We start from the raw sequence: 24,768 nt of genomic DNA on the forward strand, positions 1-24,768 counted from the left end.
CACGCCGCCAGCGTTCATCCTGAGCCAGGATCAAACTCTCCGTAAATGTGTTACAGACACAAGACCGGAGCCAAGGAAAATTGGCTGCACGGTCCTGCACTAAATTCGAAACCAGCTAAAAAAGCTGTCCCATGCCCACGGGGTGGGCGGTCACAGCCTGTTCAACCAATTAAAATAAATTGGTATCAATAAACTTGGCACACTATTGAGTTCTCAAACAACAGACTGCTTCCGGCACCAACAGGCTCAGATCCAAGGGATCTTCCGCTCTGCATCGCTCCGGAGCAACTTTTCAATCTTACCGCTCCAACCGGAGGCTGTCAAAACGGCTGTTTGTCGATCCGGCGAACCGGTTGAGGCCTAGGCCTCGTGACGCTCAGCTGTTCTCGTTGCCTCGATCAGCGCGGGTATTAACTCTAGCACGATTTTGGGGACGTGGTGAACCGACCCAAAAATGTTCACCACGTCCCCGGAACCGCCCAAAGCGGACGATCCCGGCAGCTCACCCCGAGCTAGGCGGCGTGCGGCTTGAGGTACAGCACGCCCAGCGGCGGCACCGTGAGCGTTGCGGAGGCGGGCTGCCCGTCGAAGGCGCCCTCCTCCGCTTCAACAACACCCATGTTGCCTACACCGGAGCCGCCGAACTCAGCGGCATCAGTGTTGAGCGCTTCCACCCATTCGCCGGCCCACGGGAGCCCGATGCGGAAGTTCTCGTGCGGGGTGCCCGCAAAGTTGGCGATGCACACCAGCGGGTTTCCCTGGTGGTCGTAGCGGATGAAGGACAGCGCATTGTGCACGCCGTCGTTCTCATTGATCCACTGGAATCCGGCCGGCTCGTTGTCACGGTCAAAGAGGGCGGGCGTGTTCTGGTAGATCTCATTGAGCTGGCGGACCAGCAACTGCACACCCTTATGCTGCGGGGTGTCAGTCAGGAACCAGTCCAGTCCGTACTGCTCCGACCATTCCGCTTCCTGGGCAAATTCCGTGCCCATGAAGATGAGCTGCTTGCCCGGATGTGCCCACTGGAAGGCAAGGTAGGCGCGGAGGTTGGCCAGCTGCTGCCACCGGTCCCCGGGCATCTTCCGCAGGAGGGAACCTTTGCCGTGCACAACTTCGTCATGGCTGATCGGCAACAGGAAGTTCTCCGTGTAGGCGTAGACCAGCGAGAACGTCAGCTTGGCGTGGTGGTACATCCGGTTGATGGGATCCTCAGCCATGTACTCGAGGGTGTCGTGCATCCACCCCATGTTCCACTTCAGCCCGAACCCCAGGCCGCCGCTGCTGGTGGGCTGCGTTACGCCGGGGAAGGCAGTGGACTCCTCGGCAATCATGACGATGCCGGGGACCCGCCGGTATGCCGTGGCGTTAACTTCCTGGAGGAAGGAAATGGCTTCCAGGTTTTCCCGGCCGCCGAAGGCATTGGGACGCCACTGATCTGCAGGCCGCGAGTAGTCCAGGTACAGCATGGATGCCACTGCGTCGACACGCAGGCCGTCTATGTGGAACTCTTCGAGCCAGTAAATGGCGTTGGCAACAAGGAAGTTCCGGACTTCCCTGCGGCCGTAGTCGAAGATCAGGGTGCCCCAGTCAGGCTGCTCGCCGCGGAGGGGATCTCCGTGTTCGTAGAGCGTCTGCCCGTCAAATTTGGCCAGCGCCCACTCGTCCTTGGGGAAGTGCCCGGGGACCCAGTCCAGAATGACGCCGATGCCGGCCTGATGCAGCTTGTCCACCAGGTAGCGGAAATCATCCGGGTGCCCGAACCTTGCGGTGGGAGCAAAGTAGGACGTGATCTGGTAGCCCCAGGATCCGCCGAAGGGGTGTTCTGCCACGGGCATGAACTCCACGTGTGTGAAGCCCTGCCACTTGACGTACTCGGCCAGCTGGTCGGCCAGCTGGCGGTAATCCAGGCCGAGACGCCAGGAGCCGAGGTGCACTTCATAGACGCTCATCGGCGCGTTGTGCGGATCGCGGGCAGCGCGCGCTTCCATCCATTCGGAATCGGCGAAAGCGTACGTCGACTCCACCACCCGGGAACCCGTTAGCGGCGGAACCTCCGTGGCCTGGGCCATGGGATCGGCCTTTTCGCGCCACACTCCGTCGCCGCCGAGGATTTCAAACTTGTACCTGGCGCCCGGCTGAACGCCGGGAATGAACAATTCCCAGACACCCGAGCCGCCGAGGGAACGCATCGCGTTGACCCTGCCGTCCCAGGCGTTGAAGTCGCCAATAACCCGTACCATCTGGGCGTTGGGTGCCCAGACGGCAAAGCTCACGCCGTCGATGTCTCCCAGGATGGACTTGTAGTGATGCAGGTTGGCGCCCAGTACGGTCCAGAGGTTCTCATGCCGGCCTTCACCGATGAGGTGCAGGTCAATCTCTCCCAGGGACGGAAGGAACCGGTAGGGGTCATCGAAAAGCTGCGGCTCAAGTCCCTCATAGGTTACTTCCAGACGGTAGTCCGGAACCTGCCCGGGACGTGCGGCGGGCAGCGTGCCCACCCAAATGCCGTTGTGTTCGTGCCGGAGCTCGATGCGGCCCTCGGACGTCACTGCCGTCACGGCTTCGGCCAGCGGGCGGAGGGTCCGGATTGTCACGAGCCCCTGATCATCCAGATGGGCACCCAGTACTGCGTGCGGCTGGTAATAGCGGCCTTCGGACACGGCCTGCAGGATGTCATCGGAAACAGGCAGCGGATTGCGGTGTGCCGGCACGGGGGCAGTCGTCTCTGCAGGGACGACGACGTCGGCGGGTTCAGCTGGAAGAGCCGCTTCGGAGGATGCGGCTGAATCGGGAACGGCCGGCAGTGCAGGCTCCGATACGGACTTCTTCGCCGCGCGGTCCGGCTGGGGAATCTTATTCACTGAGTTCTCTTCCTGGCTGCTCGTCCCGGGAACCTGCTGGCGGGCCTGTTCCAAAATCTGCCGTGCGGCAGCCACAGGGACGCGGATCCAGTTGGGACGGTTGCGGATTTCATAGACGACTTCGTAAAGGGCTTTGTCGAGCCACAAGGCCAGATACAGCGGATCGCTGCGGTTGATCTGCGTTCCGGTTTCCTTTTCGTATCCGCGCAGAAAAGCTTCGGAGGCATTTGCTGCCCAGCGCGCGGCTTCGAGGCCGCGGCGCTGCTGTTCGCGGGAACTGGTGGCGGCACCGTCCGTGTCATCCGCGGCCTCAACGAGTGCAACTCCGGCGGCGTAATCAATGGACCGGAGCATGCCCACCACGTCCCGCAGCGGGACATCCGGAACACTGCGCTCGGCGGCAGGGCGCAGCGGCTCGCCTTCAAAGTCGAGAACGAGCCAGCCGTGGCTGCCCGACTTCAGTACCTGGCCCAGGTGGTAGTCCGCATGAATGCGCTGGAGGTTGGGGAGTTCCTGGAGGTTCGCGACCTGCTGGAGGAGGTGCTCCAGCGGTTCGTCGTACTCCCCCACATAGCTCCGAGCTTCCTTCCAGGCCCAGCGGATGCGGTTTTCCAGGGACTCAAGGAATTCGGCGCGCTCGGCGGGGCTGGGCGGCTGGCTCCCGAAGGCCTCTGCCAGCTGCCGGTGGATGCGCCCGGTGACAGCACCGAGCTCTTCAGCTTCGGCGGTGAAATCAGCGTTGCTCACGGCCGCGGCGGAAGCGGGCCGCCACGCATCTTCGCTGTTGGGGATGAACTCGCGCAGGACGCTGACGTGCCCCGTAACCCAGGCGTCGCCGTCGTCCGCCAGCGGATCCTTCCAGCTGCCGGTCACCCAACCCAGCGTCGCCGGAACATCGGAAGAGCCGGCGGCGGTGAGGGCCGCACTGACCTGCACGTCCGGGCTCTCACCAGCGGCCAGCACACGGTAGAACTTGACGATCAGCTGGGTGGGTTCGGAGCGCACCACCACCGACGTGTTGGACTGCTCGCCCTTCATGAGTTTGGCGGGGGCCTTGCCCTCAAAGGGAGGCCACTGGTCGAATCCGTCCAGTGCGACGCCGTGCGTGTGTCCGTCCAGGGAGGAGGACTGGGTGCGCATCATCTCCAGCCAGGCAGTCACAAACAAGGGATCTGCGGCGGCGTCGTACAGCCAGCGCTCTCCCAGCTCCGCGTGTTCCACGCGCCCCAGCAGGAACTCTTCCAGTTCCGGAACCGGCGCACCGTAGGAACTGACGGGCACGTTGATGACATCGGTCCGCTGACCGGAGCTCACCGCAATAAGGTGGACCTCCAGCTCGGCCGACCCGGAAGCATCCTCCAGGCGGATTCCCCCGACCCGGTCGAGGACGATTTCACGTCCCTTCGCGGGGAACCAGCGCTGCTGCGGAAGCCACGCGGTCAGGAGCTCCGGAAGGGACGGCGTCAGCTGGGTCATTTCTTCAGGGCCTCCGAGATGGGGATGAGGGGAATTGCCTCGGTCTGGGGTGAGGACATATTGGACTTGGGTGAACGCAGCCGCAGCCAGTAGAAATCGTGGCTGCCCAGTGTCAGGGTCACGGAGCCGTCAGGGCCGAAAGCGGGGAACGGCGTTCCGCCAAAGGCATCACGCAGGCCGCGGCCGGCGAATTCCGGCAGGCTGACCGTGGCGGAAACCGGGTGCTGGGACAGGTTGAAGATGCAGAACATGACCTCTCCGACCTCGCCCTCGGGGTTGTCCGACGGCAGCTCACGCAGGAACGCGAGCACTGACTCTGCTTCCGTGGGAACGTTCCGGTAGGAACCCAGCCCAAATGCGGGATGGGCGCGGCGGACCATGATCATCTGGCGGATCCAGTGCAGGAGCGAGCTGGAACTGGCCAGCTGCGCCTCCACATTCACGTGGTTGTAGTGGTACACCAGCGACTGGACGACCGGCAGGTACAGCTTTCCGGGATCGGCCGTGGAGAAGCCCGCGTTTCGGTCCGGGTTCCACTGCATGGGGGTACGCGACGAGTCACGGTCCTCAAGCCAGATGTTGTCCCCCATGCCGATCTCGTCCCCGTAGTACAGGAACGGACTGCCGGGCAGGGAGAGCAGGAGTGCGTGGATCAGTTCCACTTCGGAGCGGGAATTGTCCAGCAGCGGAGAGAGCCGGCGGCGGATACCGATGTTGGCCCGCATGCGGGAATCCGGTGCGTACCAGCCGAGCATGGCCTGGCGCTCTTCGTTGGTCACCATTTCCAGCGTCAGCTCATCATGGTTGCGCAGGAAGGTTCCCCACTGGGCGCCGGCCGGAATGTCCGGTGTCTCTTCCATGGTCTGCACGATGGGTGCGGCCTTCTGGTCACGCAGCGCGTAGAACAGCCGCGGCATGATCGGGAAGTGGAAAGCCATGTGGCACTCCGGGCCGGTTTCATCACCGAAGTACTCCACGACCTCGTGCGGCATCTGGTTGGCCTCGGCCACGATCACGCGGCCGGGGTAATTCTCATCAACCATGGTGCGCAGGTCCTTGAGGAACCGGTGCGTCGCCGGGAGGTTCTCGCAGTTGGTGCCGTCCTCTTCGAAGAGGTACGGGATTGCATCTGCACGGAACCCGTCGATGCCCTGGTCCAGCCAGAAGCGGACCACGTCGAAAATTGCCTCGACAACCTTGGGGTTCTCAAAGTTGAGGTCCGGCTGGTGGCTGAAGAAGCGGTGCCAGTAGAACTGGCGCCGCACCGGGTCAAACGCCCAGTTGGATTCCTCGGTGTCCACAAAGATGATTCGGGCGTCCTCATACTTCTCGTCGGTGTCCGACCAGACGTAGAAGTCGCCGTAGGGGCCGTCCGGATCGTTGCGCGATTCCTCGAACCACGGATGCTTGTCCGAGGTGTGGTTCACCGGCAGGTCGATGATCACGCGCAGTCCGCGGGCGTGGGCTTCGGCCACCAGGCGCTTGAAGTCGCTGATCGTACCGAACTCGTCCAGGACGTCGTAGTAGTCGGAGATGTCGTATCCGCCGTCGCGCAGCGGAGACTTGAAGAACGGAGGGAGCCAAAGGCAGTCGATGCCCAGCCACTGCAGATAATCGAGTTTGTCGATCAGGCCGCCGAAGTCACCTGAGCCGTCGCCGTTGGCATCTGCGAACCCGCGCACGAGTACTTCATAAAACACTGCCTTGCGGTACCAATGGGGATCGTTGGTGAGACCGGGAGCATGCAGCTGAAACTGGTTGGGCACTAGGAGTTCCTCCGAACTGACAAGATGTGTGCAGGCTCAAAATGGGCGTCCAAACGGACATAGTTGTTGGCTCCCCAGCGCCAGCTGTGGCCGCTGATGAGGTCATCCACCCAGAAGGTGCCGTCTTCGTTAAAGTCCTGCGGGTTGAGCTGCAGGGCGTCCAGATCGAGGGAGACGCTGCATTCGCGGGCGCTGTGCGGATCCGTGTTCACCACGATGATGAGCGTGTCCTTGCTGGACGGATCCCCCGGCCGGACCTGCTTGTGCTTGGAATACACCACAGTTGCCTCATCAGTGCTGGAATGCACGGTCAGGTTCTGCAGGTCTCCAAGGGCCGGGTGGAAGCGGCGGATCTGGTTGAGCCGGGTGATGTAGGGCGCCAGGCTGCGGCCCTCCGCCTCGGCAGCCGCAAAATCGCGCTGCTTGTACTCGAACTTCTCGTTGTCGATGTATTCCTCGGCGCCGGGACGGGCCACGTGCTCGTACAGTTCGTATCCGGCATAGACCCCCCAGAGCGGACTGGCGGTGGAGGCCAGCACAGCGCGGATCTTGAAGGCGCCCGGACCGCCGTACTGGAGGAACTCGGTCAGGATGTCCGGAGTGTTCACGAAGAAGTTCGGCCGGAAGAAGGCTGCCGTCTGCGACGAGACCTCAGTGAAGTACTCTTCCAGCTCCTTGCGGGTATTCCGCCAGGTGAAGTAGGTGTAGGACTGCTGGAAGCCCGCCATGCCCAATGCGTGCATCATGGGCGGGCGGGTAAACGCCTCGGCCAAAAAAATCACGCCCGGGTGCTTCTCATTGACGGTTTTGATCAGCCATTCCCAAAACATCAGGGGCTTGGTGTGCGGGTTGTCCACCCGGAAAATCTTCACGCCGTGGCCGATCCACATCAGCACAATCCGCAGGATCTCCTCGGAGAGCCCGGTGAAGTCATTGTCGAAGTTCAGGGGGTAGATGTCCTGGTACTTCTTCGGCGGGTTTTCCGCATAGGCAATCGAACCGTCCACCCGGGTGGTGAACCACTCCGGATGGCTGGTGACCCAGGGGTGGTCCGGCGATGCCTGCAGGGCCAGGTCAATGGCAACTTCCAGGTTCAGGTTCCTGGCGGTGTCCACAAAAGCATCGAAGTCTTCGAAGGTCCCCAGATCAGGGTGGATGGCGTCATGGCCGCCTTCTGAAGAGCCGATGGCCCAGGGTGAACCGGGGTCTCCGGGACCGGCTACGAGGGTGTTGTTCGGTCCCTTCCGGTGGCTGGTGCCGATCGGATGGACCGGAGGGAGGTAAATGACGTCAAAACCCATACCGGCCACACGTTCCAGGCTGAGGGCTGCGGTGCGGAAGTTACCGGAGGTCCATTCGAGGGTTGCGGGGTCCTGCACAGCGCCTTCGGAGCGGGGGAAGAACTCGTACCAGGAGCCTCGTCCGGCCAGCTCGCGCTCAACGTTCAGCGGGTAACGGGGGCTGCTGGTCACCAGGTCACGGATGGGATCACGTTCCAAAACGGCGAGCACTGCGTCCGACGCACTGGCGGCCAGGCGTTCTGCCACCGGCAGTCCGGTGTCCGCGAGCGCATCGGCGACGGCGCTGAACACGGTCGCATCGGCGCCATTTCGGTTCTCTGCGGCGTGGCGGAACAGGGCAGCCCCTTCGGCCAGCATCAGTTCAACGTCCACATTGGCGTTGATCTTTACTTCAGCGTTGTGGTGCCAGGTGGAGTACAGATCCGCCCAGCCCTCAACGGCGAAGCTCCAGGTCCCGGTGGCTTCGGGCCGGATCAGCCCGCCCCAGCGGTCCAGGCCGATTCCCACGGGGTGCATGCGGACACGCTGCACCTCCATGCCTTCGGGATCGTAGAGGACCGCGCTGACGCCCACGAGATCGTGTCCCTCACGGAAGACGGTAGCTCCCACTACCAGGTCTTCCCCGGGAATTGCTTTGGCCGGGATGCGGCCGCATTCCACAACCGGGGTCACATTGATGATGGGAATCCGGCCGAACCGGAGTTCCTCAGCGGGCAGGACATTAGGGGGCTTCGCACTGGAACTGGTCACACACTAGACGTTAGCGACAATCGGAGCAGAATGCTAAGGCAACGTACTTTTAGGTGTTTTCCCGCACGTCGCACTGCGTATTGCAGGAAATTGCCGAGGGTTCCGGCGCACGGCCGTGATCGGCCGTAATTTGATGGAATCTTTGGCTCTACCATGCCATTCGGGGCCCCGTTTGCGCTAGCGTAACCGGGGTGAAGGCTATTCGAAGGTTTACTGTCCGAACCGTCCTCCCCGACAGCATCGCTCCCCTGAGCAAGCTGGCCTCGAACCTGCGGTGGTCCTGGCATGAGCCGACCACCCGCCTCTTCGCGGACCTTGATCCGGCGGCCTGGCATGCGAGCGGCCAAGACCCGGTCAAGTTCCTCGGCTCAGTGAGCCGCAGCAGCTTGGAACGGATGGCGCAGGACGGCGGCCTGGTGCAGCGGATTCAGGATCTGGGTGCAGATCTGGACGCGTATCTGGAGGAACCCCGCTGGTACCAGTCCCTTGGTGAGGACGCGCCGCGTGCAGTGGCTTACTTCTCCCCCGAGTACGGCATCAGCGCCGTTCTGCCGCAGTATTCCGGTGGTTTGGGCATTCTCGCCGGTGACCATCTCAAGTCCGCCTCTGACCTGGGTGTTCCGCTGATTGCGGTGGGGCTGCTGTACCAGGCCGGCTATTTCAAGCAGGCACTGTCCCGGGACGGCTGGCAGCTGGAGACCTATCCGGTGCTGGACCCCAACGGGTTGCCGCTGACCCTGCTCCGGGAAGAAGACGGCACGCCCGCCCGCATCAGCCTTCCGTTGCCCAACAACCGCCGGCTTTTGGCACAGATCTGGCGCGCCGACGTCGGCCGCGTTCCCCTCCTGCTGCTGGATTCTGATGTTGTGGGCAACGACGACGCCGCGCGCGGCATTACGGACCGGCTGTACGGCGGCGGCGGTGACCACCGCCTGCAGCAGGAACTGCTGCTGGGAATGGGCGGGGTCAAGGCGCTGCGCGTCTACGAACGCCTCTCCGGCACCGCAGCTCCCGAAGTTTTCCACACCAATGAAGGCCACGCGGGGTTCCTGGGCATTGAGCGCATCCGGGAGCTGATGGACAACGGCATGGGGTGGGAAGAAGCGCTGACGGCCACCCGTGCCGGCACCGTGTTCACCACCCACACTCCCGTACCGGCAGGCATCGACCGCTTTGACCAGTCACAGATCCGCCATTTCTTCAGTGCCGGGCTGGCTCAGTCAGTTCCGACGGACAAGGTGCTGGGACTGGGTGCTGAAAGCTATGAGGGCGGCGACCCTTCCAAATTCAACATGGCGGTAATGGGGCTTCGGCTGGCCCAGCGGGCCAACGGGGTGGCCAAGCTGCACGGTGCAGTGTCCCGCGAGATGTTTTCCGGACTCTGGCCCGGGTTCGATGTCTCCGAAGTTCCGATCACCTCGGTAACCAACGGCGTGCACGTCCCCACATGGGTCGATCCGGAGTTGACCAAGCTGGCCAGGGAGAAGTTCGGCGTCGAAACCGTCCACGACCGGGACTGGAGCCGCGCATACGAAATCAGCGACAAGGACCTGTGGGACCTGCGCCGGCGCCTTCGGTCCAACCTGGTCCAGGACGTCCGCAAGCGAGTGCGTGCCGCGTGGCGCAACCGCGGCGCCACTGACGCCGAGCTGGGCTGGACCGAGCAGGTGCTGGATCCGGACATCCTCACCATCGGGTTTGCCCGCCGGGTCCCCACTTACAAGCGCCTGACCCTGATGCTTCGTGACCCCGCGCGGCTCAAGGCGCTCCTGCTGCACCCCACGCACCCCCTGCAGGTTGTGGTGGCCGGCAAGTCGCACCCTGCAGATGAACAGGGCAAGCGCATGATTCAGGACCTCGTCCGCTTTACCGACGATCCGGAGGTCCGCCACCGGATCGTGTTCCTGCCCAACTACGACATCGCCATGGCCAGGACACTGTTTCCGGGCTGCGACGTGTGGCTGAACAATCCGCTGCGTCCGCTGGAAGCGTCGGGAACCTCGGGCATGAAGTCCGCGATCAACGGCGGACTCAATCTCTCCATCTTGGACGGCTGGTGGGACGAGATGTACGACGGCGACAACGGCTGGGCCATTCCCTCCGCCAACCCGACACAGGGCGCCCACACGCGAGAGGTTTACAGTCCGGACCAGCGCGATGACTTGGAGGCGTCGGCACTGTACGACCTGTTGGAGAGCTCCGTCACCCCGATGTTCTACGGCAAGGAGCCTCCGGCCGAAGCCGGTGCGGCCGGACCTTCCGACGCACCGTCGGACGCTCTGCCCGGCGAGTGGCTGGAAATGGTCAAGCACACCCTGGCTGATCTGGGGCCGGCGGTCTCCGCCAACCGCATGCTGCGCGATTACGTCAACGGCCTGTACCGGCCGGCGGGACAGTCGTGGCGGGCCGCATCCGCGGACGGCTACGCAGCAGCCAAGGAGCTGGCCGCGTGGATCACCCGGGTGCGTGACGGCTGGTCCGGGGTTTCGGTGGAACATGTGGACTCGATCGGCATCACGGACGATCCCCAGATTGGTGACCGGCTTACCGTGCAGGCCTATGTGTCACTGGGATCCCTGCGGCCGGAAGACGTCAGCGTGGAAGTTGCCTACGGAAAGGCGCTGGAAAACGACCAGTTGGCCGATCCCCGGACCGCGGAGCTGGACCACGTCCAGGACCTCGGGTCCGGCAGGCACCAGTTCTCCGGCACGATCGGCATTGAACAGGCCGGTCCCTTCGGCTACACCGTGCGGGTGCTTCCCGTTCACTCCGGGCTGGCATCCAAGGCAGAGCTGGGGCTGGTGGTCAACGCCTAGGCCCGGTACACGCTGACCGAGTTCGCCGGCAGTACGTCGCGCTCGCCGCCGCGCAGCTCCACGCCGATGTGCCCGTCGGTCTGGTCTGCCGTACTCAGCAGCAGCTCGTAGGCACGGTTCTCATCGCGGACCGCCCCGGAGCCGGCCAGCGCTTGAGCGTCGGGCAGGGTTATCTCGGTGTCCTGCAGCGAACCGTTCAACACCAGCAGGCCCCTCAGCTCGCCGGTCCGGGAGCCGACCAGCAGCTGGACCACCCGGCAGGCGGGATCCTGCCACTTGTCCTGGGGCATGGGCTGGCCCTGCGCATCGAACCAGAGCAGCGAGGACTCCCTGGCATCGGCAGGAAACCGATACGGCTGCGAAGCGAGGAATTCCCGGCGCAGGCGAAGCAGTGTCCGGGTGGTGGCCAGCATCCGGAGGCCGGCGTCGTCGAGGTCCCAGTGCAGCCAGGTGAGAGGCCCGTCCTGGCAGTAGGCGTTGTTGTTTCCCTGCTGGGTGCGGCCGAACTCATCCCCGGCCGTCAGCATGGGAACACCCAGGGACATCAGCAGGGTGGCCATGACGTTACGTGCCGTCTGCGCGCGTCGGGACCTCACCGCCTCATCCGCGGTGGGACCTTCCACGCCGTGGTTATAGCTGCGGTTTTCACTGCTGCCGTCCCGGTTGTCCTCACCGTTGGCCTCATTGTGCTTCTGTTCATAGGAGGTGAGGTCAGCCAGGGTGAAGCCGTCATGTGCGCTGACCATGTTGATGGAGGCCAGGGAGGTTCGCCCGGACCCGGCAAAAAGATCAGCTGATCCGGCCAGCGACCCGGCAATCCTGGCCAACGGTCCTCCGGACCCGCCGGCAGCCAGCGATGCCTGGTCCCGCAGCCAGAATTCCCTGGTGGTGTCCCGGAACCTGTCATTCCAATCGGCCCACCCGGGCGGGAAATTCCCGGTCTGCCAGCCGTCATACCCGATGTCCCAGGGCTCGGCGATGAGCTTGACGCCGTGGAGCACCGGGTCGGCAGCCACTGCCACCAAGAAGGGGTGCCGGCGGTCATAGCGGCCGTCTGAGCCGCGGCACAGGGCGGGAGCAAGATCAAACCGGAAACCGTCCACCCGGTAGTCCTGGACCCAGTGGCGCAGCGAGTCCAAGGCCATTTGGATGACGCGGGGTTCGCTGAAATCCAAGGTGTTGCCGCAGCCGGTGGTATCCAGATAGCTGCCTTCACCGTCGTGGCGGTAGTACTGGTTGTCGCCGAGTCCGCGCCAGCTCAGTGCTGGCTGGTCCTTGGTTCCTTCGGCGGTGTGGTTGTACACAACGTCCAGGATCACTTCGAGGCCGGCGTCGTGCAGGGAGCGGACCATCGTCTTGAACTCATCCTGCACCGCCTTTGCCCCGGCCGCCCGGGCGGACGCAGTGGCGTACGCGGTGTGCGGAGCAAAGAAGCCCAGCGTGTTGTAACCCCAGTAGTTTGTCAGGCCCAGGCGGCGCAGGTGCGCTTCGTCCGCATGGAAATGCACGGGCAGCAGTTCCACGGCGGTGATGCCCAGGTTGCTGAGGTAATCCACCATGACCGGATGGGCCATGCCGGCATAAGTTCCGCGCAGTTCTTCAGGGATGTCCGGGTGGAGCATTGTTTGCCCGCGCACGTGCGCCTCGTAGATGACGGTGTCGCGCCACGGCGTATGCGGCTGGCGCGAATCGCCCCAGTCAAAGGACGGGTCAACGTGTTCGGAAAAGAACAGCGGGAGGTCTCCGGGGCGCGGAACTTCGTCGATTCCGCGACCGTAGGGGTCCAGCAGGAGCTGGAAGGTGCCCGGCTCGCCTGGAAGTTCCCGGTCTGACGGCCAGAAACCGTAGCGGCTGCCGTACGCCAGGCCGCTGACGCGTCCGTGGTGGATTCCCGCCACGGACTCGTCCAGGGGCGCCGAGGACCACTGCCCCGGCGCGGTCTCAAAATAGACGTCGACGCCGGTCAGGCCCGGTGCGTATACAGAGACATTGGCGGTTCCCGGCACCTCATCAACGCCGGGAACTGAATTCCTTACGCCAAGGGGAAAGGGCCGGGACACCCGCCGCGCGGCGGCTTGGCCCTGCGGAATGCTGGTCAAGTCTGCCATGCTGCCTCTCGGATTACTCCGCCTTTGGTCAGGCGGAACGCTGCCGTGAAATTTCGTACAAACTGATGCCCACGGCCATGGACGCATTGAGCGATTCCATGGCGGAGTCGATGGGAATGGACACGATCTGGTCGCAGTTTTCGCGGACCAGGCGGGACAGACCCTTGCCTTCGGAGCCTACAACGATGCAGACCGGGTCCTTGGCCAGGACGATATCCGGCAGCGACACGTCGCCGTCGCCGTCCAGGCCGAGCACAAAGATGCCCATTTTCTTGAACGTCTTCAAGGTGTTGTTCAGGTTGCCGGCGCGGGCTACCGGGACGCGGACGGCTGCACCGGCGCTGGTCTTCCAGGCGGAGGCAGTCATGCCCACCGCACGGCGTTCCGGAACAATGACGCCGTGGGCGCTGAAGGCGGAAGCGGAGCGGATGATGGCACCCAGGTTGCGCGGATCGGTAATGCCGTCCAGCGCCACAAACAACGGTGCGTTGCGGATGTGGCCCTTCTTCCAGGCCTCGATCGTCTCTGCTGCCAAATCCGTGGGGTCAGCATATTCATACGGCGGGATCTGCAGCACGAGGCCCTGGTGGACGGCGTCGTTGGTCATGCGGTCCAGCTCGGGCTTGTGCGTCTCCATCACGGGAAGGCCGCGGTCAGCCGCCATCTTGAGGGATTCCCGCACGCGGTCGTCCATGTCGATCCGGACAGCAACGTGCAGAGCCTTGGCGGGGATGCCTGCGCGCAGGGCTTCCACCACCGAGTTCCGGCCGGTGACAACTTCCTCAGCCACCTTGCCGCGGACGTTGGTTCCGCTGCGGCCGCCGGCGGCGCGGTTGTCGCGGGAGTCCCCGCGCTTGGCTGCCGAACGCTCGGAGAGCTGCTTGTTCTTAAACGCCTTGTGATAAGGGCGGTCTTCGGCTTTGGGGGTGGGTCCCTTGCCCTCAAGGGCTTTGCGGCCCAATCCACCGGTGCCCCCGCTGGGGCCCTTTTTGGCTTTACGCATTGCGCCGGGACGTCCGTTGTTGGCCATCGATTACACCTTAAACCTAGAAGAAAGCATTACTTCTAGTCTACGCAGGCTCGCGGGCCTGCGTGTTCCACGCCCGGCAGTGTACTCCGAAAGCAAACATTCCAGGGTCATCCTCTGGACGGGATCAGGCCTGGGCCATGCTCCAACTGGCGCCGTCTGCGGTATCTTCCACGGTGATGCCCGCGGCTGCGAGCGAATCCCGAATGGCGTCGGCGCGGGCCCAGTCCTTGGCGGCGCGGGCGGCCCGCCGCTCTTCCAGCTGCGATTGGACCAGTGCGTCCAGGGCCCGGTGTTCGGCGCCCGTGCCGGTTTGCGGCTGCCGGACGTCATCCAGGCCGAGAACGCCCGTCATGGCCAGCACCGCATGCAGTGCATCCCGGACGGCGTCGGTATTGCCCTCGGCCAGGGCGGTGTTTCCGGCACGGACGGTATCGTGCAGCACGGCCAGCGCCTGCGGAACGTTGAGGTCGTCATCCATCGCAGCGGCGAAGGCCGCCGGCATGGCATCAGTATTCAGGACAAAGCCGAAGTCCCCGGCGCCGTATACCTTGGCGTGCGCCTTGGCGATAAACCCGTCGATCCGCTCCACGGCCGCGGCTGCTTCCTGCAGCGAGGTGGGCCGGTAGTCCAGCACTGACCGGTAATGTGCCTGTCCCAGGTAGTAGCGCACCACCCGCGGTGACGCGGCTGCGAGCATTTCGTCGGGGCTGACGGTGTTGCCGATGGACTTGGACATTTTTTCGCCCTCGAAGGTGACCATGCCGTTGTGCATCCAGAAGTTTGCGAAGCCGTCTCCGGCTGCCTGCGACTGGGCCATCTCGTTCTCGTGGTGCGGGAAGCGCAGATCCAGTCCGCCGCCGTGAACATCGAACTGCGGGCCAAGGTACTTGGTGACCATGGCCGAGCATTCCAGATGCCAGCCGGGCCGGCCCTTCCCCCAGGGGCTGTCCCAGGCAGCCGTCTGCGGCTCGCCCTCCTTGGAGCCTTTCCACAGTGCAAAGTCGCGCGGATCGCGTTTGCCGCGGGGGCCGGCGTCGGGCGCTGCCTGCATGTCGTCGATGTTCTGCCGGGTCAGGGAGCCGTAGTTCTTCCAGGACCGGACGTCGAAGTACACGTCCCCGGAGTCATCCAGTGCCGGGTAGGCGTGGCCCGCCTCAATCAGGCGTGTGATCAGGGCGTGCATTTCCGGAATATGGCCGGTGGCGCGGGGCTCATACGTGGGCCGCTGCACGCCGAGGGTGTCATAGGCCTTGGCGAATTCCTGCTCGAAGCGGTAGGCCAGCGCCCACCAGGGCTCGTCCGGAACGACGTCGGGTCCGGGTTCCGCGCCCATCGATTCAGCGGACTTCGCCAGGATCTTGTCATCGATGTCCGTCACGTTGCGGACGGTGGTGACCCGGTAGCCGCGAAACTGCAGCCAGCGCGTGAGCTGGTCAAAGGCGATCGCGGAGCGGATGTGGCCCACATGCGGCCGGCCCTGCACCGTGGCGCCGCAGTAGTACAGGCTGACCTCCCCCTCTTTCAGGGGAACAAAGTCACGGACCTGCGCGGAAGCGGTGTCATAGAATCTCAAGCTCACCGCTCTAGGCTATCGCGCGGTGCCCGGGGAGGCCGCAAACTGCGAAAGGCGGAGACATCTAGACCCGGACAACAACGGCGGTTGCGACGGCGGCGATGCCTTCCCCTCGTCCGGTGAAGCCCAGGGCGTCCGTAGTCGTTGCCGAGACGCTTACCGGAGCGCCGGCAGCACCGCCAAGGGCCGCTTCAGCCTCCGCACGGCGGGGAGCAAACTTGGGCCGGTTGCCGATCAGCTGCACAGCCACATTGCCGATCTCGAATCCTGCGCCGCGGACAATCCGGGCGGCCTCGCTCAGCAGCGTCAGCCCGGAGGCTCCGGCGTATTCGGGCCGGTCGGTTCCGAAGTGTGTGCCCAGATCGCCAAGGCCCGCGGCGGAAAACAGGGCGTCTGCTGCAGCATGGGCCACGGGGTCACCGTCAGAGTGGCCGGCCAGTCCCCGCTCGCCCTCCCACAGCAGACCTGCCACCCAGAGCGGCCGGGGAGCATCAAGGGGAGCGAAGGCATGGACGTCAACACCGATGCCGGTGCGGGGAAGGTTTGCAGGCATGGGTCAGTCCTTTGGGAGTTTTTGTTCGCTGGCGAGCACTGCTTCGGCCAGCAGGAGATCCAGCGGTGTGGTGATTTTGAGGGAGCGTTCCGATCCCTCCACAACGTAGACGACGGCGCCGAGCGACTCTGCGAGCATGGCGTCATCCGTGATGGCTGCGGCTTCTTCTGCGCTGAAGCCTTCCGCTGCCCGGTGGGCGCGGCGCAGCAGCGCGGCGTCAAATCCCTGCGGGGTCTGGACCGCGCGAAGGACCGATCGGTCTGGTGTGCCGGTGACCCGGCGGGAGGCTATGGCTGAGAGCTCGGGAGGCGTTGCCGCGGTGCTCTTGACGGTGTCGGTGACGGGCACGGCAGGAATGACAGCCGACGCGCCGGACGCCAGCGCGTCTGCCACCCGCCGGAAGACCTCCGGCGGTGTCAGTGCCCGTGCTGCATCGTGCACCAGGACGGCGTCGAGGTCCGGCGGAAGGGCAGCGAGTGCCGCGCGGACTGAATCGGAGCGGGTGGCACCGCCGTCAACCACGGTGCAGGGGACGCTCAGGCCCGCTTCCCGGCACAACGCATGCATGATGGTATCCCCGGCCGGGACGGCCACGCTGACCGCGGCGGCTATGCCGGCTTCCTCCACGCCCTGAAGGGCGTGGGCCAGCAGCGCCATACCGGACAGCGGAACCTGGGCCTTGGGGATGCCGTACCCCAGCCGCTGGCCGGAACCTCCAGCTACGAGAATGACGCCGATCCGCTGCGGAGGGGAAGTTGTTGAAGACACCCCCTCAGCCTAGTGCCCTGCGCCGGACCGGCTGAAAGCGCCTCGTCACTTTCCGTGAAACCAAAAGGCCCTTTAACGACAAAATGCCGGTCCCGAAGGACCGGCAGCATGCCATATGTGCTGCGTTTTTGGATGCTGCTTAGCTTGCCAGAACCTTGTCCAGGACAACTGCGGCCTGGTCTTCGTCCGTCTTTTCAGCCAGCGCCAATTCCGAAATCAGAATCTGGCGGGCTTTTGCGAGCATGCGCTTTTCTCCTGCCGAGAGGCCGCGGTCGTGGTCGCGGCGCCACAGGTCGCGGACGACCTCTGCCACCTTTACCACGTCACCGGAGGCCAGCTTCTCCAGGTTTGCCTTGTACCGGCGCGACCAGTTGGTGGGCTCTTCAGTGAGCTCGGCGCGCAGCACATCAAACACATGCTCCAGGCCTTCTTTGCCCACAACGTCCCGAACCCCTACGAGGTCAACGTTCTCAGCCGGTACTTCTATGGTCAGATCACCCTGTGCCACCTTAAGCTTGAGATACATTTTCTCTTCGCCCTTGATGGTCCGCATCTTGATCTCTTCGATCTTCGCGGCACCGTGGTGAGGGTAAACAACTGTTTCGCCAACCTCAAAAACCATGTGGACTTTCCCCTTTCCCAACCTCTAGTTTACCATGCGTGCCACACACCGAGAAGAGTTTCCGCAGGTCAGGTACCTAGTCGTGATCTGCGCAGGTACTTTCGAGCCCCTTCTTCCATTCTCACCTGCGGCGATGCACTTCCAGCGGCACACTTGCGGTACCCGGGGAACGGGTGAAAATCCAACATTTTGCCGGTTTGCCGATAGGCTAGGCACAAAAGTTAGCCGCAGGTCGAAAGACCGCAATACCCCAGGAGTTTGTGCTGTGAGATTCACCCCCAAGAACAGGGCGCAGCGAGCTGCTGCCGCCGGTGTCATTGCGCTGGCCGTACTGGGAGTCTCCAGCTGCAGCGCCACGAGCGAGCAGGCAACCACGCGCGAGTACTCTCCGTCGGACGGCATTGTGGAGAACGTTGGCGAGGTGGAGCTGCGGAACATCCTGGTAGTCAGCAACGGCGACGGTGAAGAAGGCCGCCTGCTGGGCACCGTTGTGAATGCATCCCCTGAGGACGTCGACTTCTCGCTGGCCACAGGCGGAACCACGCTCACCTGGAACATCGCTTCCGGAGACAAAGTTGTCTTTGAAGATGCCCCGGACTCCGAAGTAACCGTGCCCAACGTGGACACCCTGCCCGGGACGGGACTTCGGGCAGACGCCGGCAACGGCACCGAAACCGTGATGGTGAACATCCCCGTGGTCGACGGAACCCTGAAGGACTACCGCGAGTACCTTCCCACGTCCGCCGCCACACCTCAGGAGACGGCCACCATGGTCCCCTCCGATCAGGCCGGCACGGGCACGACCGAAACTGCTCCCGCCGAATCGAAGTAGTCCGCCTCAGCGCGGCCCAGCCCGGCACAGTGCCGGCATGGGAAAGGGACCGGGCCTTTGCGGGCCGGTCCCTTTTTCGGTTTTCAGGCCCGGAAGCTGTCAGGCTTCAAACTTGTATCCGAGTCCGCGCACCGTTACGAGGTGGCGGGGAGCGGCGGGATCGGGCTCGATCTTTCCACGGAGCCGCTTCACATGGACATCCAGCGTTTTGGTGTCCCCCACGTAGTCCGCGCCCCACACCCGTTCGATCAGCTGCCCGCGGGTCATGACCCGCCCGGAATTGCGCAGCAGCATTTCCAGCAGCTCAAATTCCTTGAGGGGCAGCGGCACGTGCGTACCGTTGACGCTCACAATGTGACGGTCCAGATCCATTCGCACGGGCCCGGCTTCAACGGCGGGACCGGACAATTCCCCGCCCTCCTTCCGGCGGCGGAGGACGGCCCGGATCCGGGCCGTCAATTCGCGGGAACTGTAGGGCTTGGTGACGTAATCATCCGCGCCGATCTCCAGGCCCACCACCTTATCGATCTCGCCGTCCAGTGCGGTGAGCATGATGACCGGCACGTCGGAGCGCTGTCGAATCTGCCGGCACACCTCGGTTCCGGACTGGCCCGGGAGCATCAGGTCCAGCAGGATAAGGTCCGCGCCGCGGCGGTCGAACTCGGAAACGGCGTCTGTCCCGTTATCCACCACCTGCACGTCAAAACCCTCCCGTGACAGCAGATAGGAAAGAGGGTCGCTGAAGGACTCTTCGTCTTCAACGATCAGGATCCTGGTCACGCACTGACTCCTTGTTCGTAGGCCCCGCCGCTGGCCGGCGGAGACGCCGGACGGGCGCTGGCGCCTTGGTTTTGTGGCCGTTCCCGGCGCGGCTGTTCGGAGTTTTCCATTTCCGGCAGCCGAACGGTAAAAGTGGAGCCTTGCCCCGGCTGGGACCACAGGCTCACTTCGCCGCCGTGGTTGGAGACCACATGTTTGACGATGCTCAGCCCCAGCCCGGTGCCTCCGGTGTGCCGGGACCGGGCGCTGTCCACGCGGTAGAAGCGTTCAAAAATGCGCTCCTGGTCCTCGGGCTGGATTCCGGGCCCCTGGTCCGTGACGGCAACCTGCGCCATCCCGTCACGCGACCGCAGGCCCACGCCCACCCGGCTTCCGTCCGGCGCATACCGGATTGCGTTGTCGATCAGGTTGCGGAAGGCCGTGGTCAACATCTTCGCATCACCGTAGACAGAGCCTTCCACAGCTCCCCCGACGACGACGGTGGTGTTCTTGTTCTCGGCCGGCAGCCGGTTGGCTTCCACTGCTTCCGCGACCAGCTGGTTGATGTCCACTTCCCGGGCGCGGTCCACCATGTCGGTGCTCTGCAGCCGGGACAGCTCAATGATGTCCTGCACCAGGGCGGTGAGCCTTGCGGATTCCTTGCTCATCCGGGCCGCAAAGCGGCGCACGGCCTCTTCGTCTCCGGCGGCATCGTCCAGCGCCTCGGAAAGCAGCGAAATGGCTCCGACCGGAGTTTTCAACTCATGCGACACGTTGGCCACGAAGTCGTTGCGCACCTCCTCGGTCCGGGCAATCTCGGTATGGTCGTCGGCGAGGATAAGGATGTACTCCTCCCCCACAGTGGCGACCCGGACCTGGAGGATGGTGTTGCCCTGGCCCAGGGGGCCCCGCTGCAGTTCCAGCTGACGTTCTTCGATGACGCCGTCCCTGCGTACGCGGGCCGTCAGGTCCAGCAGTTCCGGAGGAACGAGGGTGTGCCCGCGGACCAGCCCCAGGGCATACGCGCCCGGACTGGCCCGGACCACGCCGTCGACCGCGTCCACCACAACGTAGGCACGTCCGATTACGGCAAGGACTTCCGCCGCGCCGTCGGGGATGGCCGGATCATCGTTCGCGGCCAGTTCCCGGCGTTGGCGGCGGCTGGCCACATATGCCAGCACGCCGGAGGCGCCCACGGCGAGGCCGAGGATCCCGGCGATCAAGCCCAGCAGTACAGGATTCACCCTCCTAGCTTAGGCGGAGGGCCGGGCCCGGGGATTCCCCCGCGGTGGCATTGGGGGATTCGTTAAACTAACGTTCATCAAAAGACGCCCAGCGGTTAACCCCCGGCTGAAATCCTGTGGGCACGGCAGCACAAGACGCCGTGGACACGTGAACAGAGGCTGGACAATTGAAAGGACGCCGAAGTGCGTAAGGTTTTTCAGGCCGAGCTTCATCAGATTGGCGAAGAGCTGACCCAGATTTCGGAGCTCGTCACCGAAGCGATGCAGAAAGCCACGCTCGCCTTCGAAGGTGCCGACACGGAACTGGCTCAGGATGTGATTGCCGCCGACGCGCGGATCGATTTCCTCCAGAATGACCTGGATGAGCGGGCCATTGATGTCCTCGCCCTCCAGGGGCCGGTTGCCAGCGATCTGCGGATGATCGTCGGTTCCCTTCGGATGAGTGCCTCCCTGGAACGGATGGGCGACCTTGCACGGCATATCGCCCAGCTGGCCAGGCTGCGCTATCCCGAGCATGTGGTTCCGGAGGCCATGGTGGAGACCTTCAGCGAGATGGCGCGGCTGGATATCCGGATTGCCGAGCTGCTGACCGAGCTCCTCGAGACCCGGAACCTGGAGCTGAGCACGGAGATCTACGCCTGCAACAACCGGATCAACGAGCTCCACGCGGGCGTCTTCAAGGCCATCGCGGCTCCTGACTGGACAGTGTCCGCCGTCAGCACCGTGGACCTGACGCTGGCCAGCCGCTACTTTGAGCGCTTCGCGGACCACGGCGTATCGGTGACCCGGAAGGTGAACTACCTCGTGACCGGTGAATGGCAGCCCATGTCAGAATCCAGCCGGTAGGCAACAGCCCGCAAACAGATGCACCAAAACGAAAGGGCGGCCCCGAGGGGCCGCCCTTTCGTTTTCTGCTGAAACTTTTCTTACTTCTTCTTGCCCTGGTTGGCTACAGCCTTGATGGACGCCGCGGCGGCCTCAGGATCAAGGTAGGTACCGCCGGCCTTGATCGGCTTCAGGTCCTCGTCGAGCTCGTAGACCAGCGGGATACCGGTGGGAATGTTGACGGCCGCAATGTCGGCGTCGCTGATTCCGTCCAGGTGCTTGACGAGGGCGCGCAGCGAGTTTCCGTGGGCGGCGATCATGACGGTCTTGCCGGTCCTGATATCAGCGGAGATGTCCGATTCCCAGTACGGCAGGAACCGCTCCAGCACATCCTTCAGGCACTCCGTGCGGGGCAGTTCATCCGAGGACAGGTCCGCATAGCGCGGGTCGTGAGCCTGGGAGAAGTCGCTGTCATCGGGCAGGGGCGGCGGCGGGGTGTCGTAGGACCGGCGCCAGAGCATGAACTGCTCCTCGCCGTATTCCGCCAGCGTCTGGGCCTTGTCTTTGCCCTGCAGCGCGCCGTAGTGACGCTCGTTCAGGCGCCAGCTGCGCTTCACATCAATCCAGATGCGGTCCGCCGCGCCCAGGGCAATGTTGGCGGTGTTGATCGCGCGCTGAAGACGCGAGGTGTAGAGAATGTCCGGGAGGATGTCCGCTTCCACCAGGAGCTCGCCGCCGCGGAGGGCTTCGGCGCGGCCCAGGTCCGTCAGATCCACATCCACCCAGCCGGTGAACAGGTTCTTTTCATTCCATTCGCTCTGGCCGTGGCGCAGAAGGATCAGTTTGTAAGTCATATATGTCATCGTAACGGAGGACGCCGGACCGGGGCAGGGCTGCGTCCGGCTGGGCCGCGGCAGCCGACATTTTGGCCGGGCACCGGCCCGAGCCCAGTACCCGCGCTGCCGTCACCCCTTCAGCGGTCGGGAACGACGACGGCGGACCAGTAACATTGTTTAGTGCAAAAGCAGCAAAAACCCGTAGGAAATGTGACCAGGGGCACTACAAACCCCAATCGACTGCGGCGGGTGGACCGCTGGCTGGCCGGACCGCAGGGGTGGCGCCTGCGCAGAGCGGCAGACCCGCTCATTGTTGATCTGGGGTACGGCGCGGCACCCACCACCGCCGTCGAACTTCACACCCGGCTGGGACGGGTCCGCGCGGACGTAGAGGTCATGGGAATCGAGATCGATCCCGTCCGGGTGCATTCAGCGAAGTCCCTGGAGCGGGAGGGCCTGTCATTTCGACAGGGCGGCTTTGAACTGCCGGTGGACGGGCGCCGTCCGGTCATGGTGCGCGCGTTCAACGTGCTGCGCCAGTATTCGGAAGACGAATATCAGGCGCACTGGAACATGGTGGTGTCGCGGCTCGCATCCGGCGGGATTTTCGTGGACGGCACCTGTGACGAAATCGGGCGGCGCTCCACGTGGGTGGAACTGGATTCCACGGGGCCGCTGTCGCTGAGCATCTCGATGCGTTTCGGCGCTTTCACCCTGCCCTCGGACGTGGCCGAGCGGCTGCCCAAGGCACTGATTCACCGCAACGTTCCGGGCGAAAAGGTTCATGCCCTGCTGCAGGCCATGGACCAGGCCTGGCTTTCGGCGGCACCGCAGGCCTCCTACGGCAACCGGCAGCGGTGGCTGGCGATGTGCGAAAGCCTGCGCTCGGCCGGATGGCCGCTGCTGACCGGCCCGGCCCGGTGGCGGCTGGGCGAAATTACCGTGGCATGGGACGCGGTGGCTCCGAGCTGAGGGGCCCCGCTGCGGCTACCAGCGGCCGTACGGTCCGGAGTATCCGCGGCCGGAACCGCTGACCGCCGGTTTGACGTCCGCCAGGTAAACGCCGGCTGCCACCAGGGCAACCACGGTAAAGGGCAACAGGCCTCCCGCGGTTACGAAACTGAGCAGCCCGACGGCGGTGGCGGCTCCGGTCATGCCCAGCCAGAAACCCTTGGTGCGCTTGTCCGCGGCTTCGAACATTTGCGGCTTGCGCCGCAGGGCATCGGAGAAGGCCCACAGTGCGAGGATCAGCGTCGCCAGGCCGAGGGCGCGGTACAGGAGGGGCTCAAGGAGAACGACGAAGAGGATCACCGCTTCAGCCTACCGTGTCCGGATTGTTCAGCGCCTGGAAGAGGTCGTTCCAGAGGTCCTCCGCGTTCTCAATCCCCACGGACAGCCGCAGCAGGTTTTCCGGGACCGACTGCGGCTCTCCCGGCTGCCGCCGCCGTCGTTCAATCAGTGATTCCACTCCGCCCAGCGAGGTGGCGGGCAGCCACAGGCGCACGCTGTTGGCTACGGTTTCCGCCGCCATGGCTCCGCCGGCAACTTCGATGCACAGGATGGAGCCGAACCCGCTCATTTGTTGTGCGGCCCGGGCATGCCCGGCGTCCCCGGGCAGACCCGGATAACGGACCGCTTCCACCGACGGATGTCCGGTCAGGCGCTCCGCAAGCAACCCGGCGGTAGCCTGCGAGCGCTCGACGCGCAGCGCCAGGGTCCGCAGGCCGCGCAGGGCCAGCCACACCTCGAACGGCCCCGCAACTGCGCCGTGCAGGGAACGGTAGCTGTGGAGGCGGCCGTGCAGCTCCCCGTCGGAGGTGGCCAGTGCCCCCAGGACGACGTCGGAGTGCCCGGCAAGGTACTTGGTCACCGAATGGAGCACGACGTCGGCGCCCAGTTCCAGGGGACGGGTCACCATCGGGGTGGAAAAGGTGTTGTCCGCAACAACCAGTGCCCCGGCGTCATGCGCCGCACGCGCCAGGACGTCTATTTCCGCCACCTCCAGCATGGGGTTGGTGGGGCTTTCGATCCACAGCATGCTGGCCGGACCGGCAGAACCGTTTTCGCCCGGACCCGCGCCCCGGAGTGCATCGAGCACCTGCTCCGTGTCGGCAATGTCCACGGTGCGCACGGTGAACCGTCCATTGGCGGCTTCCTCGGCGGCCAGGAGCAGGGAGCCCTGGTAGCTGTGCCGCGGCATGACCAGGATTCCGCCGGTCGGGACGAGGGACAGCGCTGCTGCCACGGCGGCCAGGCCGGAGGAAAAGACCAGCGCCGGCAGGGATGCGCCTTCAAGCTCGGACAGCGCCGTTTCAAAGGGGTCCCACGTGGGGTTGGAGAAGCGTCCGTAGACCCGTTCGCCGGGAAGCGGCGTTCCGGCACCGTGAAAGGTGGAGGAAAGCACGATGGGCGGATTGACCGGTGCATCCGGCTCACGCGCGGGGCGGCCGGCGGACACCACCACGGTCTCGGGGGAAAGGTCTGCGGTGCTGTGGCTCTTCGGCGCGTGGCTCATCCTCACAGGGTAGTGGGAGCCGCAAAGACAGTGCCAATGTGTCCGGGATGCAGGCTGCGGCCGGCGGTCCGTCCCCTTTTGCAGACTGTCGGCCGGGAAGCTGTTACCCGGCAGATCTTCCCCCGCCCCGGCC

At 64.4% G+C, this 24,768-nt stretch carries 18 protein-coding genes; 4 read left to right on the plus strand and 14 right to left on the minus strand.

The window, feature by feature from the left end; genetic code table 11:
* Positions 1-512 precede the first annotated feature (512 nt).
* From glgB to AC4D2W_RS15910, 3 genes are read right to left on the minus strand one after another with little or no spacing between them, the layout of a single operon-like run.
* Positions 513-4,337, minus strand: coding sequence for a 1,4-alpha-glucan branching protein GlgB (gene glgB / locus AC4D2W_RS15900; protein ID WP_490927885.1), 3,825 nt, complete (start codon positions 4,335-4,337; stop codon positions 513-515).
* Positions 4,334-6,103: a maltose alpha-D-glucosyltransferase gene (treS, locus tag AC4D2W_RS15905; protein ID WP_490927886.1), complete on the minus strand. Its 1,770-nt coding sequence runs from the start codon at positions 6,101-6,103 to the stop codon at positions 4,334-4,336. Before treS ends, glgB begins: the two co-directional genes overlap by 4 nt.
* Positions 6,103-8,154 carry an alpha-1,4-glucan--maltose-1-phosphate maltosyltransferase gene (locus AC4D2W_RS15910; protein WP_490927887.1) on the minus strand — a complete coding sequence of 684 codons (2,052 nt, stop codon included), beginning with the start codon at positions 8,152-8,154 and terminating at the stop codon, positions 6,103-6,105. Before AC4D2W_RS15910 ends, treS begins: the two co-directional genes overlap by 1 nt.
* A 191-nt stretch (positions 8,155-8,345) precedes the next feature.
* Between AC4D2W_RS15910 and glgP the strand changes: the two genes are divergently transcribed.
* Entirely contained in the window at positions 8,346-10,970 is a 2,625-nt protein-coding gene (glgP, locus tag AC4D2W_RS15915) for an alpha-glucan family phosphorylase (RefSeq protein WP_490927888.1), read from the plus strand.
* Here glgP and glgX read toward each other — a convergent pair.
* The 6 genes from glgX to AC4D2W_RS15945 form a co-directional block, all read right to left on the minus strand.
* A complete protein-coding gene (gene glgX, locus AC4D2W_RS15920; RefSeq protein WP_490927889.1) occupies positions 10,967-13,078 on the minus strand; it encodes a glycogen debranching protein GlgX in 2,112 nt (703 codons plus the stop codon). The genes glgP and glgX overlap by 4 nt on opposite strands.
* A 28-nt stretch (positions 13,079-13,106) precedes the next feature.
* Positions 13,107-14,108: a 23S rRNA (guanosine(2251)-2'-O)-methyltransferase RlmB gene (rlmB, locus tag AC4D2W_RS15925; protein ID WP_490927890.1), complete on the minus strand. Its 1,002-nt coding sequence runs from the start codon at positions 14,106-14,108 to the stop codon at positions 13,107-13,109.
* A 124-nt stretch (positions 14,109-14,232) separates the two neighbouring features.
* A complete protein-coding gene (gene cysS / locus AC4D2W_RS15930; protein WP_490927891.1) occupies positions 14,233-15,687 on the minus strand; it encodes a cysteine--tRNA ligase in 1,455 nt (484 codons plus the stop codon).
* Between the two features lie 58 nt (positions 15,688-15,745).
* Entirely contained in the window at positions 15,746-16,234 is a 489-nt protein-coding gene (ispF, locus tag AC4D2W_RS15935) for a 2-C-methyl-D-erythritol 2,4-cyclodiphosphate synthase (RefSeq protein WP_490927892.1), read from the minus strand.
* Positions 16,235-16,237: 3 nt separating this feature from the next.
* On the minus strand, positions 16,238-17,002 hold the full coding sequence (ispD, locus tag AC4D2W_RS15940; RefSeq protein ID WP_490927893.1) for a 2-C-methyl-D-erythritol 4-phosphate cytidylyltransferase: 765 nt from the start codon (positions 17,000-17,002) through the stop codon (positions 16,238-16,240).
* A 139-nt stretch (positions 17,003-17,141) separates the two neighbouring features.
* Entirely contained in the window at positions 17,142-17,624 is a 483-nt protein-coding gene (locus tag AC4D2W_RS15945) for a CarD family transcriptional regulator (RefSeq protein WP_104055910.1), read from the minus strand.
* 265 nt (positions 17,625-17,889) lie between these two features.
* On the opposite strand from AC4D2W_RS15945, the gene AC4D2W_RS15950 reads away from it, so the two are divergent.
* Complete coding sequence (locus tag AC4D2W_RS15950; protein WP_490927894.1) at positions 17,890-18,456, plus strand: hypothetical protein; 567 nt, start codon at positions 17,890-17,892, stop codon at positions 18,454-18,456.
* A 99-nt stretch (positions 18,457-18,555) separates the two neighbouring features.
* Here AC4D2W_RS15950 and AC4D2W_RS15955 read toward each other — a convergent pair whose 3' ends face one another.
* Complete coding sequence (locus tag AC4D2W_RS15955) at positions 18,556-19,236, minus strand: response regulator (protein WP_490927895.1); 681 nt, start codon at positions 19,234-19,236, stop codon at positions 18,556-18,558.
* Positions 19,233-20,459: a sensor histidine kinase gene (locus tag AC4D2W_RS15960; protein WP_490927896.1), complete on the minus strand. Its 1,227-nt coding sequence runs from the start codon at positions 20,457-20,459 to the stop codon at positions 19,233-19,235. Before AC4D2W_RS15960 ends, AC4D2W_RS15955 begins: the two co-directional genes overlap by 4 nt.
* A gap of 183 nt (positions 20,460-20,642) precedes the next feature.
* On the opposite strand from AC4D2W_RS15960, the gene phoU reads away from it, so the two are divergent.
* Positions 20,643-21,305 carry a phosphate signaling complex protein PhoU gene (gene phoU, locus AC4D2W_RS15965; RefSeq protein WP_490927897.1) on the plus strand — a complete coding sequence of 221 codons (663 nt, stop codon included), beginning with the start codon at positions 20,643-20,645 and terminating at the stop codon, positions 21,303-21,305.
* A gap of 80 nt (positions 21,306-21,385) precedes the next feature.
* On the opposite strand, the gene AC4D2W_RS15970 is transcribed toward phoU, so the two are convergent.
* Positions 21,386-22,138, minus strand: coding sequence for a phosphoglyceromutase (locus AC4D2W_RS15970; RefSeq protein WP_490927898.1), 753 nt, complete (start codon positions 22,136-22,138; stop codon positions 21,386-21,388).
* A gap of 192 nt (positions 22,139-22,330) precedes the next feature.
* On the opposite strand from AC4D2W_RS15970, the gene AC4D2W_RS15975 reads away from it, so the two are divergent.
* Positions 22,331-23,092 carry a class I SAM-dependent methyltransferase gene (locus tag AC4D2W_RS15975; protein WP_490927899.1) on the plus strand — a complete coding sequence of 254 codons (762 nt, stop codon included), beginning with the start codon at positions 22,331-22,333 and terminating at the stop codon, positions 23,090-23,092.
* Positions 23,093-23,107: 15 nt separating this feature from the next.
* Here the strand turns inward: AC4D2W_RS15975 and AC4D2W_RS15980 are convergent, their stop codons facing one another.
* Both AC4D2W_RS15980 and AC4D2W_RS15985 read right to left on the minus strand, forming a co-directional pair.
* A complete protein-coding gene (locus tag AC4D2W_RS15980) occupies positions 23,108-23,431 on the minus strand; it encodes a DUF2516 family protein (RefSeq protein ID WP_490927900.1) in 324 nt (107 codons plus the stop codon).
* A 4-nt stretch (positions 23,432-23,435) separates the two neighbouring features.
* Positions 23,436-24,635 carry a trans-sulfuration enzyme family protein gene (locus AC4D2W_RS15985; protein WP_490927901.1) on the minus strand — a complete coding sequence of 400 codons (1,200 nt, stop codon included), beginning with the start codon at positions 24,633-24,635 and terminating at the stop codon, positions 23,436-23,438.
* Positions 24,636-24,768: the final 133 nt, after the last annotated feature.

The sequence above is a fragment of the Arthrobacter sp. TJ-58 genome, from assembly GCF_058269295.1.

Bases quoted from the DNA above. Each gene is read 5' to 3' on its own strand.
- glgB (WP_490927885.1), bottom strand. From the start codon at position 4,337: ATGACCCAGCTGACGCCGTCCCTTCCGGAGCTCCTGACCGCGTGGCTT.
- glgX (WP_490927889.1), bottom strand. From the start codon at position 13,078: ATGGCAGACTTGACCAGCATTCCGCAGGGCCAAGCCGCCGCGCGGCGG.
- rlmB (WP_490927890.1), bottom strand. From the start codon at position 14,108: ATGGCCAACAACGGACGTCCCGGCGCAATGCGTAAAGCCAAAAAGGGC.
- ispF (WP_490927892.1), bottom strand. From the start codon at position 16,234: ATGCCTGCAAACCTTCCCCGCACCGGCATCGGTGTTGACGTCCATGCC.
- AC4D2W_RS15945 (WP_104055910.1), bottom strand. From the start codon at position 17,624: ATGGTTTTTGAGGTTGGCGAAACAGTTGTTTACCCTCACCACGGTGCC.
- AC4D2W_RS15970 (WP_490927898.1), bottom strand. From the start codon at position 22,138: ATGACTTACAAACTGATCCTTCTGCGCCACGGCCAGAGCGAATGGAAT.
- AC4D2W_RS15985 (WP_490927901.1), bottom strand. From the start codon at position 24,635: ATGAGCCACGCGCCGAAGAGCCACAGCACCGCAGACCTTTCCCCCGAG.